This window comes from Pseudomonas sp. TYF_14 (assembly GCF_043105275.1).
GTDB lineage: Bacteria > Pseudomonadota > Gammaproteobacteria > Pseudomonadales > Pseudomonadaceae > Aquipseudomonas > Aquipseudomonas alloputida.
Map to the genome: position 1 here is coordinate 358,818 of NZ_JBICLK010000061.1, position 13,954 is coordinate 372,771.

The 13,954-nt window shown below is 60.2% G+C and carries 13 protein-coding genes; 6 read left to right on the forward strand and 7 right to left on the reverse strand.

Features of this window, described 5'->3' with window-relative positions:
- From ACF8O8_RS17885 to ACF8O8_RS17905, 5 genes are read right to left on the reverse strand one after another with little or no spacing between them, the layout of a single operon-like run.
- Window positions 1-792: an enoyl-CoA hydratase/isomerase family protein gene (locus tag ACF8O8_RS17885; protein WP_392510126.1), complete on the reverse strand. Its 792-nt coding sequence runs from the start codon at window positions 790-792 to the stop codon at window positions 1-3.
- A gap of 10 nt (window positions 793-802) precedes the next feature.
- Window positions 803-1,591, reverse strand: a complete 789-nt coding sequence (locus ACF8O8_RS17890) for an enoyl-CoA hydratase/isomerase family protein (protein ID WP_392510127.1) — start codon at window positions 1,589-1,591, stop codon at window positions 803-805.
- 10 nt (window positions 1,592-1,601) lie between these two features.
- Entirely contained in the window at window positions 1,602-2,399 is a 798-nt protein-coding gene (locus ACF8O8_RS17895) for an enoyl-CoA hydratase/isomerase family protein (RefSeq protein ID WP_392510128.1), read from the reverse strand.
- Window positions 2,396-3,547: a thiolase gene (locus ACF8O8_RS17900; RefSeq protein WP_392510129.1), complete on the reverse strand. Its 1,152-nt coding sequence runs from the start codon at window positions 3,545-3,547 to the stop codon at window positions 2,396-2,398. Before ACF8O8_RS17900 ends, ACF8O8_RS17895 begins: the two co-directional genes overlap by 4 nt.
- A gap of 58 nt (window positions 3,548-3,605) precedes the next feature.
- Window positions 3,606-3,974 (reverse strand): Zn-ribbon domain-containing OB-fold protein, encoded by a 369-nt coding sequence (locus tag ACF8O8_RS17905; protein ID WP_392510130.1) that lies wholly within the window; start codon window positions 3,972-3,974, stop codon window positions 3,606-3,608.
- Window positions 3,975-4,351: 377 nt separating this feature from the next.
- Here ACF8O8_RS17905 and ACF8O8_RS17910 point away from each other — a divergent pair, with 377 nt between their 5' ends.
- Genes ACF8O8_RS17910 through ACF8O8_RS17930 form a run of 5 tightly spaced genes read left to right on the forward strand, consistent with a single transcriptional unit; the run spans window position 4,352 to window position 8,966 of the window.
- Entirely contained in the window at window positions 4,352-5,530 is a 1,179-nt protein-coding gene (locus tag ACF8O8_RS17910) for an acyl-CoA dehydrogenase family protein (protein WP_392510131.1), read from the forward strand.
- A gap of 49 nt (window positions 5,531-5,579) precedes the next feature.
- Window positions 5,580-6,059 (forward strand): MaoC/PaaZ C-terminal domain-containing protein, encoded by a 480-nt coding sequence (locus ACF8O8_RS17915; protein WP_341798492.1) that lies wholly within the window; start codon window positions 5,580-5,582, stop codon window positions 6,057-6,059.
- Window positions 6,060-6,061: 2 nt separating this feature from the next.
- Window positions 6,062-7,375 (forward strand): CaiB/BaiF CoA transferase family protein, encoded by a 1,314-nt coding sequence (locus ACF8O8_RS17920; RefSeq protein WP_392510132.1) that lies wholly within the window; start codon window positions 6,062-6,064, stop codon window positions 7,373-7,375.
- Window positions 7,376-7,398: 23 nt separating this feature from the next.
- Complete coding sequence (locus ACF8O8_RS17925; protein ID WP_392510133.1) at window positions 7,399-8,163, forward strand: glucose 1-dehydrogenase; 765 nt, start codon at window positions 7,399-7,401, stop codon at window positions 8,161-8,163.
- 26 nt (window positions 8,164-8,189) lie between these two features.
- Complete coding sequence (locus tag ACF8O8_RS17930) at window positions 8,190-8,966, forward strand: enoyl-CoA hydratase-related protein (protein ID WP_392510134.1); 777 nt, start codon at window positions 8,190-8,192, stop codon at window positions 8,964-8,966.
- Between the two features lie 231 nt (window positions 8,967-9,197).
- On the opposite strand, the gene ACF8O8_RS17935 is transcribed toward ACF8O8_RS17930, so the two are convergent.
- On the reverse strand, window positions 9,198-10,436 hold the full coding sequence (locus ACF8O8_RS17935) for a CaiB/BaiF CoA transferase family protein (RefSeq protein WP_392510135.1): 1,239 nt from the start codon (window positions 10,434-10,436) through the stop codon (window positions 9,198-9,200).
- Between the two features lie 15 nt (window positions 10,437-10,451).
- Window positions 10,452-11,252, reverse strand: coding sequence for a crotonase/enoyl-CoA hydratase family protein (locus ACF8O8_RS17940; RefSeq protein ID WP_392510136.1), 801 nt, complete (start codon window positions 11,250-11,252; stop codon window positions 10,452-10,454).
- Between the two features lie 255 nt (window positions 11,253-11,507).
- On the opposite strand from ACF8O8_RS17940, the gene ACF8O8_RS17945 reads away from it, so the two are divergent.
- Window positions 11,508-13,925 (forward strand): alpha/beta fold hydrolase, encoded by a 2,418-nt coding sequence (locus ACF8O8_RS17945; protein WP_392510137.1) that lies wholly within the window; start codon window positions 11,508-11,510, stop codon window positions 13,923-13,925.
- The last annotated feature ends 29 nt before the right edge of the window (window positions 13,926-13,954 follow it).

Genomic DNA, 13,954 nt, shown 5'->3' on the forward strand with positions numbered 1-13,954 from the left:
TCAATTCCCGCTGAATGTCGGTTGACGTTTTTCCATGAAGGCCGCAACGGCTTCCTGGTGATCCTGGGTCTGGCGCGTCAGCGGGTTGAGGTCGACCTCACGGCGCCAGGCGGCCTCCACGCTGTCACCACCACGCACCAGCGAAGCCTTGAGCAACGCCAATGTCACAGGTGGCAGTTGCGCCAGCTTCTGGGCACGCTGCACCGCTGCCTCCAAGGCCTGCCCCGGCGCAACCACCTGATTGAACAGGCCCAGTTCGCCAGCCTGAATGCCGTCGAACGGTTCAGCACTGAGCATCAACTGGCGGGCCTTTCCGGCACCGACTTTCTGAGGCAGGGTCCACAACAGCCCCGTATCGGGCAGCAGACCTACCTTGACGAACGAGCAAGCCAGCTTGGCCGACTCACTCCCGACGGCCAGGTCGCAGGCTGCGGCAAGCGACAGTCCAGCCCCCATGCAGTTGCCTTCAACAGCGGCCACCACAGGCTTGTCGCCGGTGAAAATCAGACGGAAGAGCCTGACCCCGATGCTGATGCGCTCACGCATGTCCAGCAACGAAGACGAAACGGTGGTCATCTCCGACAGGTCACCGCCGGCACAGAAGTGTTCACCTGCACCGGTCAGCACGATGGCGCGGCACGTGTCGTCCTGATGATGAAGCCGGTGAAAAGTCTCCAAAAGCGCCAAACGCATTTTCAATGAGAAGGCGTTGCGACGCTCCGGGTAGTTCATGGTGACAATTGCCACCCCGCCCCGATGCTCGACCTGGACGATTTCGCTGTCTTGAGTCATCTCAGGTTCCTTATTGGCCGGTAAATACTGGGGCGCGTTTTTCGAGGAAGGCATTGGCCGCCTCCAGGTGATCGCGTGACTGTCGCAACAGCGGCTGATAGTCGATCTCGGCGCGCAATGCAGCGTCCATGTCGTCTGCCGAGAACGTCAACGCCGTCTTGGTCAAGGCCACGCCCAGCGGGGGCAATTTGGCCAAAGACTTGGCGTACTCGATGGCTACGCTCAGCGCCTGGCCTGGCTCGACCACTTGGTTGGCCAAGCCGATGCGCCCGGCTTCGACGCCGTCGATTTCTCGCGCCAACGACAGCAGCTCGCGCGCCTTGGCGGGGCCAACCCTGTTCTGAAGGGTCCACAACACGCCGGTATCGGGAATCAGGCCAATGCGCAAGAAGGCGGCGCAAAACCGCGCGTTCGAAGCCGCTACCAGGTAATCGCTCGCCACGGCCAGCGACAGGCCAGCGCCGAACGCCACGCCTTCCACTGCCACCACCACAGGTTTGGGGCCACCCAGCAGGTCGCGCACGACTTCGCAGGACTCTGCAAGGATCTCTCGGCTCTGCAGCACAGTGCGCTTGGTCATCTCGGAAATGTCAGCACCAGCACTGAATTGCCCGCCAGCGCCTGTCAGCACCAAAGCCCGAGACTCAGGGTCGGCAACCATCAGCCGGTGCACGGTGTCGCGCAACGCCAGGCGCATCTGGCGGCCCATCGCATTACGGCGCTGCGCATTGTTGAGGGTGATGATGGCCACTTCGCCATCACGGGAAACCTGAATGCGTTCGTCGGTATGTTCGGACATCGTGCTCTCCTCAGTTGCCAACGAACACGGCAGGGCGTTTTTCCATGAAGGCTTTTGCTGCCTCCTGATGATCCTGGCTACGGCGCATGATCGGTTGCAGGTTCACTTCGGTCTCGATCGCTTGATCCAGCGAGCCGATGCCATTGGCCAGAGCAGCCTTGAGGTGGGCAACGGCCAGTGGTGGCATTCGTGCATACTGGCGAGCCACCGCCAATGCGGCCTGGCGAGTTTCGCCAGCAGGCACCAGCTCATTGGCAAAGCCGCTACGCAACGCTTGCTCGCCATTGAATTCATCGGCAGTGAGCATCAGCTCACGCGCTTTGCCAGCGCCCACGCGCTGAGCGAGCGACCAGAAAAGCCCGGTATCGGGCATCAGCCCAACTTTGACGAATGCGCACGCATAGCGGGTATCGGGCGCCGAGACAACGTAGTCACTGGCTGCGGCGAGCGAAACGCCTGCGCCCATGGCAAACCCTTCGACAGCAGCGATCACCGCTTTAGGCCCTTCAACCAGCAGGCGGAAGATGTTCAGCGGCAGCAGGTTGCGTTCGCGGTACTCCATCACCGTGCGTTCTTTCATTTCGGAGATGTCGCCACCCGCACAGAACACGCCGTTGGCGCCGGTCAGCACAATGGCCTGGCATGCAGCGTCGTGGTACATGAGGCCATAGAGGCGCTCATAAAGCGTTTCGCGCATTTTCAGCGAGAAGGCGTTGCGCCGCTGGGGGTAGTTCAAGGTAACGATGGCGACGCCTTGGTCGTACTCGACCTGGACGATATCGTCGGTATTTGCCTGGACCTCGCTCACAGCGTCTCCTCCGTACCCAGGATCAACGTTGCCTGGCTCGACAGCACACCGCCATTGCCGTGGGCGATAGCCAGCTTGGCGTCGGCCACTTGCCGCGCGCCGCATTGCCCCATCAGCTGCTGGGTGGCTTCAACCATGGTGAACAGGCCGTACATGCCTGGGTGGACACACGACAGGCCGCCCCCGTTGGTATTCACTGCCAGCCGGCCACCGGGCGCGATCGCGCCGCCTGATACAAAGCGCCCGCCCTCGCCTTTCGGGCAGAAACCGAGGTCTTCGAGAAACAGAATCGGGTTGATGGTGAAGGCGTCATAGAGCATCACCACGTCGATATCCGAGGGGCTGACACCGGCCATCTCATAGGCACGCTGGCCAGATTCCCGCGCTGCAGTCACCGTCAGGTCTGCCATCGAGGCAATCTCTCGGTGCGTGGTGGCAGAACCTGCGCCCAGCACATAAGCAGGTCGTTTGGCCAGATCATGGGCACGGTCGGCCCGAACCATGACCACCGCGGCAGCACCGTCGGTCACCAGGCAGCAATCACGTACGGTCAACGGGTCAGAGACCATGCGCGCACCCAGCACGTCGCTGATGCTCAGCTCATCACGCATGTAGGCATCGGGGTTGAGTTGCGCCCACTTACGCGCCGCAACGGCAACCTCGGCAAGCTGTTCACGGGTGGTGCCGTACTGATGCATGTGCCGTGCGGCCGCCAGCGCGTAAGAAGACACAGGGTTCATCGGCCTGTAGGGGGTTTCCCAGGGCGACGGACGTGAACTCTGTACCAGTTTGCCCGACGCGCTTTTCTGGTTGCTACCGTAGGCAATCAAGGCGACATCGATCTGTCCCGAGGCCAAGGCCATCGCGGCAGTATGGGCATAGATCTGGAAAGCCGAACCGCCGGTACGGTTGTTGTCGGTGAACCGGGGGTGAATACCCAGGTACTCGGAAAAGGTAAGCCCGGAGAGCATGTCGTCCGGCACACTGACGAACAGCCCGTCTACATCAGCCGGTGTCAGCCCTACCTGCGCCAGGGCGCGTACGCTGGCAGCAGCGGCCAGGTCCATGGACGACAGCCCTGGCGCCTCGCCCATCCCGTATGTGGCTCCCGCCACGATGGCTGTTTGTCCACGAAGACTTTGTTTCATAGTTTCCTGCCTTTATTGTTATTGCTGCAGGTTGCGAATGGTTTTGCCGTGGGTCAGGTCAGGCTGGCTCGAATACCAGCAGCGCCGCGCCATCATCGGGCTGGACGATCTTCGCCCGCACGCTCATGCCTATCTGCACGTCTTCGGGTGCCACACCCTCAACCCGGGACATCATGCGCACGCCCTCCTCCAAGTCGATCAAGGCGACGTTGTAGTTCGGGGTGGGGGGACGCTGGCGGACCACGGTGGAGGAATAAACCACACCGCGCCCACTGGCCTGGACCCATTCCAGGTCGGTATTGCCGGTACCGGGTTGAGCTACCCGGGGGTAGAAGCAGTAACCACCGTTCTGGCGGCTGCGCTGCAGCATGAAACGCCCCTCACTGAGGAACTGTTGGTAATCCGATTCTGGCAACAGGCTTTTCATAAGCCCTCCCGTTGAGCTGCAGAATTAGTTTTTATGAACGATGTTCCGAATGCTAAACGCTGATATCTATATCCGTCAAGCTGCTCGATACCGTTCCCCCTCCTCTTATGCACTATGCCAAACGCCGTTTCCATTATTTTCTGCGCTTTCCCTTCCCTTGTGCCTCCAGCCCAATAACTCCGCGACACGCCTGAACACCCGCCAGGACTGGCTCAAGCACAGAATCAGGATCTGCCATGACGGTTTACCCGCTCAGTGCGCCTTGACACCTTCAACATACGTCGTTTACTTTTACGAACAGCGTTCAGAATAACACTCCACCCCAAACGACATTAAGCGCAGTGGGTGAGCAGTCCTCGATTGGAGCCGACAAAACCGTGAACTACGAATTGACCGATGAGCAGCGTGAGATCCAGGCCCTGATTCGTCGGGTCGCTCGGGAAAAAGTTGCGCCGCGGGCCGACGAGATCGATCGCACGGCGCAATACCCCCATGACATGTTCGCGCTGCTGAAAGAGTTGGGGCTGTTCGCCCTGCCGTTTCCGACTGAATACGGTGGCACCAACAGCTTGCTGTCGGCCTGCATCGCCGTCGAGGAGCTGGGGCGTGTCTGCTACAACACCGGCTACCTGCTCGTTGTGCAATGGACGCCGTTTGGGGCGATCCTCGCTGGTGGTACCGAGGAGCAGAAGCAACGCTTGCTGCCTGGTCTTGCCAGCGGCGATCTGCGCGGCGCCCTGTCGATTACCGAACCGCAAAGCGGCTCGGATGTCTCCGGCATCAAGACCTCTGCACGCCGCACCGAAGGCGGCTATGTGCTGAACGGCTCGAAGATCTGGTGTACCAACTCCAACATCGCCGACTTCATCCTGGTCGCTGCCAAAACTGTCGCCGAGGATGGCACAGGTTTGGGCATCAACTTGTTCATCGTTGATCGCGATACACCCGGCCTGACGATTGGCGCGCCAGAACACAAGATGGGGGCCAGGGGGGTAGCAGCATGCCCACTGTTCTTCGATGACGCTTTCGTGCCAGTCGCCAACCGCCTCGGCCCCGAGGGAGGGGAAGGTTTCAAGATCGCCATGGAGGCGCTCAATACCAGCCGTCCACTGGTGGCTGCCAGGGCGGTGGGGCTGGCTCAGGGAGCTATCGATCATTCGGTCGACTACATCCAGAACCGCGTCACCTTCAAGCAGAAAGTCAGCGATTTCCAAGGCATACGCTGGATGGTCGCAGACATGGTCACCCAGACCGAAGCTGCCCGCCAACTGGTCTATCGCACCGCGTCCATGGTCGATGCCGGCGTCACCGGCCGCACACTCGCGCCGATGGCAGCCATGTCGAAGATGTTCGCCTCGGACGTGGCGATGAAAGTCGCCACGGACGCCGTGCAGCTGTTCGGCGCTGCGGGCATTTCCAATGAATACCCGATCAACCGTTATTTCCGCGACGCCAAGGTGGTGCAGATCATCGAAGGCACCAACCAGATTCAGCGAAACATCATTGCCGACAGCGTGCTCGGACGTGTTGCCCGCAACGACGCCAAACCCCGTTAAGGCGCAATCAGTTGCAGTTCCAAATAACCAACCTCAGGGAACAACAAGAATGGAACAGATCGAAACCGTGGGCCTTGGCATTCACTGGGAAGACCTCCCGGTCGGGCGCCGCTTCAAAACCGTAGGCCGCACCGTCACTGAGGCGGATGTTGTCAACTTCGTTTCAGTGACCGGCATGCTTGAAGTGCTTTTCACCAACGTCGAATTCCTCAAGGAACAGTCTGCGATCAAGGGCCGCGTCGCCCCTGGCGCCCTGGTGTTCACCTTCGCAGAAGGCTTGCTCACCCAGGCGACCATGCAAGGGGTGGGTTTTGCGTTCCTGAATATGGAACTGGACATCAAGGGGCCGGTATTCGTCGGTGACACCATTCACGTCGAGTGTGAGGTCATCGAGTGCCGCGAAAGCAAGGGCCGCCCTGGTCTGGGCCTGGTGCGGACACGCAACCGCATCTACAAGCAAGACGGCACGCTGGTGCAGGAGTACACCCCTCTGCGCCTGGTTAAAGGCAAGGACTACAGGGCTGACTGATCATGACCCAACGGGCATTGGCACAACCCACCGGCCCGCTGTCGGGGCTGCGTGTGATCGACCTCACGATCAACGTCCTCGGCCCCGTCGCCACTCAGATTCTGGGCGACATGGGCGCCGACGTGATCAAGGTAGAACCGCCCACGGGCGATCAGAACCGGCAGAACGGCCCGGGCCGAAATCCCGGTATGTCGGTGTTCTACCTCATCATGAACCGCAACAAACGCAGCGTGGTGCTCGACCTCAAGCAGGCGGCGTGCATGGAGGCCTTGCTCAAACTGGTGGAAACAGCCGACGTCGTTGTGCATAGCATGAGACCTAGCGCCGCCAAGCGGCTAGGTATCTGCTACGAGAAGCTGAGCGCGCGCAACCCCAATATCATCTACGCCTACGCGCCAGGTTACCGTAGCGATGGTCCGTACGCCAACATGCCGGCGTTCGATGACGTGATCCAGGGCGAAAGCGGCCTGGCGGCCATCAATCGCGACAGCGACGGTCGCCCGCGCTACTTCCCTACGGTCATCGTCGATAAGTTCTGCGGTTATGTACTGGCATCCTCCATCAGCATGGCGTTGCTACACCGCGAACGCACCGGCCAGGGGCAGGAAGTGCGGGTGCCAATGATGGAGACCATGTTGCAGTTCAACTTGTTCGAACATCTCTGGGAGGGGGCGCTGGGCAAGTCCGACGGCCTTGGCTATACGCGGATGTTTTCGGCCAATCGGCGGCCTTATGCGACCCGCGACGGCTACATATGCCTGCTGGCGGTCAATGATGAGCAATGGCGGCGTGTGCTGACGGCTATTGGCCGGCCTGAGCTACTGGAAGATCCTCGTTTCTGCCGCATGACCGAGCGCATGCGCCATATCAACGAGTTGTACAGCATTCTCGGGGATGTGATCGCAACACAGACCTCCGCGCATTGGGAAGCCCTGTTCGCTGCAGCCGATGTGCCTCATGGCCAGGTCCGGGAACTGCGCGACATGATGGACGATGAGTATCTGAAGGAAACCGAGTTCTTCAAGAAAGTCCAACATCCCACCGAGGGTGAACTGGTCATGACTTCGATTCCCGTGGAGTTCTCCGCGTCCCCAGGCAATGTGCGCTACTTGCCACCGAATCTGGGTGAACACAGCAGTGAAATCCTCGCCGAGCTGGGTTACAGCCATGAGCAGATCAGCGCACTGTGCGCAGCTCGTGCACCTGCTGCAACTGCTGCAACTGCTGCAACTGCTGCAACTGCTGCTTCACCACCTGCTACAAGCGCGGGCGCAGAAGGCATGATTCCTGAAACTGCGGCCCAGCCGCGTCCCTGATGCAAGATTAAAAGGTACTCGTGATGAAAGGATTGAAAGACAAAGTCGTTGTAGTGACCGGGGGTGCGGGTGGTATCGGTAGCGCAATTTGCAAACGCTTCAGCGAAGCCGGCGCGGTGGTGGCCGTGTTCGACCTGAATACCCAGGCTGCAAGCGCCCTGGTTGGCGAGATCGAAGCAACCGGTGGTCGCGCCCGCGGTTACAGCGTCGATATCACCGACCATGAAGTCGTCCACGCGGCAGTAGCCCGCGTGGAAGAAGAACTGGGACCGATCGACGTGCTGGTCAACAACGCAGGCTGGGACACAGGGGCGTTCTTCCTCCAGACCGAAAAGCCGTTCTGGGACAAGGTTGTCGGCATCAACCTTTACGGCCCGCTGAACATGCACCATGCAGTTCTGCGCCGCATGAGCGAGCGAGGGCATGGCCGTGTGGTGAATATCTCCTCCGACGCCGGCCGCGTCGGCTCCTCGATGGAGGCTGTGTACTCCTTCTGCAAGGGCGGCCTGATCGCCTTCAGCAAAACCATGGCGCGAGAAATGGCCCGCCAGCAGATACCGGTCAACGTCGTTTGTCCCGGCCCTACCGCAACAGCTTTGCTCGATAACCTCGCCCAAGGCGAAAAGGGCGAGCGGATCAAGGCAGGGCTGGTGAAGGCTGTACCGTTTGGTCGCATGGGGCAACCGGACGACATCGCCGGCACCGTGCTGTTCCTCGCCAGTGACGATGCAGCGTTCATCACCGGCCAGGTGATCAGCGTATCCGGCGGCTTGACGATGGTCGGCTGAGCCAAAGACTTTTTAAGGAGTGAAGCATGGAATTCAAAGACATCCTCTACACCGAAGACAACGGCATCGCCACCATCACCATAAACCGTCCTCAGGTCTATAACGCCTTCACTGCCAACACCTGTGAAGAGCTGATCGTGGCGTTCAGCCAGGCCGGCTACAACAAGGACGTCGGCGTTGTGGTGCTTACCGGCGCGGGTGACAAGGCCTTTTGCACCGGCAGTGACCAATCCGGCGGCCGGCACAAGGGCCGCGGGGTGGTTGGCCTGCCGATCGAAGAGCTGCAGAGCATCATCCGGGACATCCCCAAGCCGGTCATTGCGCGCGTCAACGGTTACGCTATTGGCGGCGGCAACGTGCTGGTAACCCTCTGCGACCTGGCGATCGCCGCCGATACTGCGCAGCTTGGCCAGGTTGGCCCTAAAGTCGGCTCTGTGGATCCGGGCTTCGGCACCGCCCTGCTCGCCCGCCTGGCGGGAGACAAGCGTGCCCGTGAGATCTGGTACTTGTGCAAACGCTACACCGCCCAGCAAGCCCTGGACTGGGGACTGGTCAATGCGGTGGTCCCGGCGGATCAGCTGGATGCCGAAGTCAGAAAATGGTGTGACGACATCCTGCAGATGAGCCCCACCGCCATCGCGCTGGCCAAACGCTCCTTCAACATGGACAACGAGAATATCCGCGGGATTGGTGCATTCGCCATGCAAGCCCTGGCCATGTACTACGACACTGAAGAGTCCAAGGAAGGCGGCAACGCGTTCCGCGAGAAGCGCAAGCCTGAGTTCCGCAAATACGTGAAATGATCATCCGAATGCTCGCAAGATGACTGCTGTCAGCCCCTGGCGCGCATCGCCAGGGTGACTGCAGGGTTATCGGCGCACCTTGGCTTGGTACCCCTTTGCCGCCCGCTTTATGCCGGCGGCGTTTTTTTGCCCTGCATTTATGCCTATCCCCAGCAAAAGAAAACCCGGCTACGCATGGCGGAGCCGGGTTGGGTATAGGCAAAGACGGTACAGCAGTGACGCCCCTCTGCGCTAGATCACACGCTTCTCACGCAGCGCTTGTATTTCGGTTTCGTCCAGGCCCAGCCACTCGCCCAGGATCCTGTCGGTGTGCTCACCCTGCGTCGGCGGTGCCTTGTAGTCGACGATCGGGGTAGCCGAGAACTTGACCGGGTTGGCGACCATTCTTACTTTGCCATCAGCTGAAGAGGCATGCGGGCTTTCCACGCACATGCCACGTTCCTGCACATGCGGATCGGCGAAGACTTGCTCCAGGTTGTTGATAGGGCCAGCCGGCACGCCTGCTTCATCCAGGGCGCGCAGTAGATCAAGCACTGTCCACGTAGCCACCAGTGGTTCGAACACCTCGCCCAGGGCCCGACGGTTGACCACTCGAAGAGGGATCTCGGCAAACCGCGCATCCAGCGCGAGCTCTGGATGGCCGAGCACCTCACAAAAACGGGCGTACTGTTCGTTGTTGCCTGCGACGATCATGATGTCGCCATCGACGCAGCGGAACATTCGCGAAGGCATGCCGCCATTGCCCTCGGTGCCTCGGCGCACAGGGATGTCACCTGAGACCAGGTATTGGCTGGCGTAGTGGGAGGTCGAAGCGATCAGGGCATCGAGCAGGGCAATGTCGATATGCTGCCCTGGTGCACCATTGACGTCGCGAGCATACAGCGCCGCTTGAATAGCATAGGCCGCATATTGGCCGGCCAGGATATCGGCTAGACTCGGCCCGGTTTTCATAGGACCGCCGCCGGGGGCTTCATCGGGCAAGCCGGTGATGCTCATCAACCCGCCCATGGCCTGGAAGATCGAATCGTAACCTGGCCGCGGAGCGTAAGGGCCCGTCTGGCCAAATCCGGTCAGCGAGCAATAGATGAGCCGCGGGTTCACTTCGCGCAACGAGGCGTAGTCCAAGCCGTAGCGCTTGAGGTCTCCCACCTTGTAGTTTTCCAGCAGAACGTCGCACTTGCCCACCAACTGGCGGATCAGCGCCTGGCCTTCAGGTTTTGCAATGTCACACGTGATGGATTTCTTGTTGCGGTTGGTGCTGATGTAGAACGAAGACTCTCGCGTGTCCTGCCCTTGCGCATCCTGCAGGAAAGGCGGGCCGAACTGGCGTGAATCGTCACCTTTGCCAGGTCGTTCGATCTTGATCACCTCAGCCCCAAGGTCGGCAAGCATTTGCGCAGCCCAGGGGCCGGCGAGGATGCGGCTCATGTCGAGCACGCGAACATTGCTAAGCGGGCCTTTACTCATCATCGTTTCCTCTTTTTATTATCGCCCAACGAATCGGGCAGGCCGCTTTTCGATGAAGGACTGCACGCCTTCTTTAGCGTCTTCGGTATTGAACAGCCTACGCTGGGTATTGGCAATCGAGGCATAAGCTGCTTGCCAGCCATGGTTTACCGCCGTACGAGCGTTCTGCAAAGTCGCTTGCACCGCCAGCGGCGCCTGCTCGGCAATGCGCTCGGCCAGCTCGATGGCGCGCTTGAACTCCTCGCCTACCGGTACGACTTCCTGGACAAAATTGAGGCGCAGCGCTTCGGCGGCATCGAATTCGTCACCGGTGAGCAGCAGTTTCATGGCATTACCCCAACCTGCACGCTCCACAAACCTGAACGTGGCGCCACAGCCTGCCATGATCCCGCGTTTGACTTCGATTTGTGAAAAGCGGCAATTCTGCGCAGCGATGACGATATCCGCAGCCAGCATCAACTCGATGGCGACAGTGAAGCTGATGCCCTGCAGCGCCATGACCATCGGCTTTGTGCGAATCGGTTCACGCAGGCCGAAAGGATCGACCTCCGCAGGTGGTATGTAGGGTTTACCTTCCTTGCGCAGTGGCGCGCACTTCGGCATGTCCAGGCCGGCCGTAAAGTGGTCGCCTTCGGCATACAGCACACCTACCCGCAGCTCAGGATCTTCTTCCAGACGGGTATACGCAGCCGCCAGCTCGGCAAACATCTTTGGCGTGAACCCGTTACGCTTTTCAGGACGGTCGATGCCAATAAGCAACAAGGGGCCGCGCTGCTCCAGCTTGATACGACCATCCGGGTCGCGTTGAGCTTCACTCATGGGGTGCAATCCTCTTCAGAACAGGTATTGATTGAGGGCTTCGCTGCTGATGCATTGCTGTGCCATCCCCTGCTCCCAGATTGCATTCACGCCTTGATTCTGAGCTCAGTGCGAAGCTGCGACGCATCAAATATCTTCACATAGTAGAACATCGGTCTTATATTTGAACAACACTTACCTTCCAATCCTGCCGACCTGAATGCCATGACTCCTCAAAAAAGTACGTCACACATCGCTCCAGGGGCCCTCCCCAGCTTGTCTCTGGCCTGCGACGTAGTCCGTCATTGGGCTCGCGTCACCCCCGATGCACCTGCACTGAGTGACGCCAGCCTGGCGCTCGACTATGGCTTGCTGGCCCGCGCCATCGATGAAGTCAGTGAGCTGCTGAGCGCGAGGGGTGTCACTGCCGGCGATCGGGTCCTGATTGTTGCGGAGAACAACATTGGCGCTGTTGTCGTACTGTTTGCCTGCCAAGCGCTCGAAGCGTGGCCGGCGGTGGTCAACGCCAGATTGCCAGCGGCAGAGCTGGCCGGGTTGCAGGCACTCGTTGAACCCCGCCTCTGCGTGTATGCCACTGCGGACAGCAAGGCTTGCGCAGCACATGCCCAAAGCGCGGGCGCGGCGCAAGTCGAGGGTTTGTTGGCCGGCCCGCTCGCGATGGGCGATACTCATGCGCACGTTTGCGCCGAACCACAAATAGCGGATGCCCAGGTAGGTCTACTGATCTTCACCTCCGGCACCACCGGCCAGCCCAAGGCAGTCATGCACAGTCATACTGGGCTATTGGCGCTAGGTGCCATTCTCAGCCGCTCGCGCCAGGTCAGCCCGACGGACTGTTACAACGGCGTAGCACCTCTGGCCCATATCATGGGCGTGGCCAACCTGATGTCGGTGATGGTCGCCGGTGCCAGCCTGCGCTTGATGGGGCGACTCGAACTGCCACAACTGGCTAATGCCATCGCCCAAGGCGACATCTCGCACTTGTCGTTCGTACCGACGGTTTACGTACGTTTGCTCGATTACATCGCCACGCAAAAGCTCGATGTGTCAGGGCATCGTCTGCGCTACATCAGCAGTGGCGGCGCACCACTCGATCACACGCTGCAGCAGCGTGTACAGGCACTGTTCGGGTTGCCGCTGGTCAACGGCTACGGCATGACGGAATGCGCACCGGGGGCACGTACCCGGGCCGATCGCACGAGCGAGCCGGGCACCGTTGGCTTTGCCGAAGAAGGCGTAGAGCTGCGCTTTGTCGATAACCAGGGCCTTGACGTGCCAGAAGGCGGGATTGGCGAACTGTGGATGCGTGCCCCCGCCACCATGCTCGGCTACTACCGCAACCCGGCCGCAACCGCTGCGACCTTGCGTCCAGGCGGCTGGGTCGCAACCGGCGATCTTGGTCGCCGGCTGCCGGATGGCGCCGTGGCGGTAGTGGGCCGACAAAAGGAAATGATCATTCGCTCAGGTTTCAATGTATATCCCGCCGAGGTCGAGGCCGCCCTCAACAGCCTGCCGGCCATCGTTGCCTCAGGTGTGGTGGGACGAGCGCTTGCCGATGGTGATGAGGAAATCGTTGCCTTCATCGAGGTTCGCCCCGGCTATGAAATTGATGCACAGCAGATCGATGGTGCTCTACGCGAGTTGATTGCGCCCTACAAGCGCCCCAACCGAGTCGTCTTCATGGCGCAACTGCCCCAAGGCAGCACCGGCAAGATCTGGAAAGCCAGACTTGCCAGCTTGGCAGCTGCGCTGGATAACTCCGCGGCGCCTACAGAGCCATTACCGGCGCCTCAGTACACCGAAGCCCAACCCTGGTTGTTACGCGCCGTGAATGCACCGACGCGCTCTCATTTTGTGCAATGCACGGACACTCGGCTGCACTATCGCAGCTGGAACGCAGACGACGCCACCAAGCCGGTACTCTTGTTCGCCCACGGCTATCGGGCAAACAGCCACTGGTGGGATTTTATCGCCCCCTTCTTCATTGACCGGTACCGCGTCTATGCAATGGACTTTTCGGGTATGGGTGAAAGCGGGCCCCGCAGCAGCTACAACGCACAGGCTTTCACCGACGACCTTATTGCTATTCTCGAGAACGAATTAGGCCCTGCCACAGTGGTTGGCCATAGCTATGGCGGATTACGGACCTTGCGTGTCTGCGCAGATCGCCCAGACCTGATCGTGCAGGCGGTGATCATCGACAGCCGGGTTCGCTTCATCGATGAGCCGAAGTCCGCGTTCCCTTTACCTCCGGCGCGCAGCGGCCGAGCGCGGCATTACCCTGATTACCCGACCATCCGCCAGCGCTATCGGGTTATCCCTGCACAACCACTGCCCCTTGCCGACACTTTCGAGCATGTCGCATTCCATTCCATTGCCTCAAGCCCAGAAGGCTGGCACTGGCGCCTTGACCCGGCCCTGCCGTTCACCGTAGGCGAAACCGATGGGGATGCGCTGCTGGAGAGCATCGACGTGCCGGTGGATTTCGTCTACGGCGAAGAGAGCATCGTCGTCGAACATTGGCGTGCAAAGAGGATCGCCGCCCGGTTGCGTCATTGTCGCGGTGCTATCGGTATTCCCAACAGTCACCATCACCTGATGTTGGATCAACCGCTTGCGCTTGTGTCAGTACTGCGTGCGTTGCTGGCTTCACCGAAACAGCAAGGAGATTGACAGCAACGCCCGAATGCATTCAGAATTGT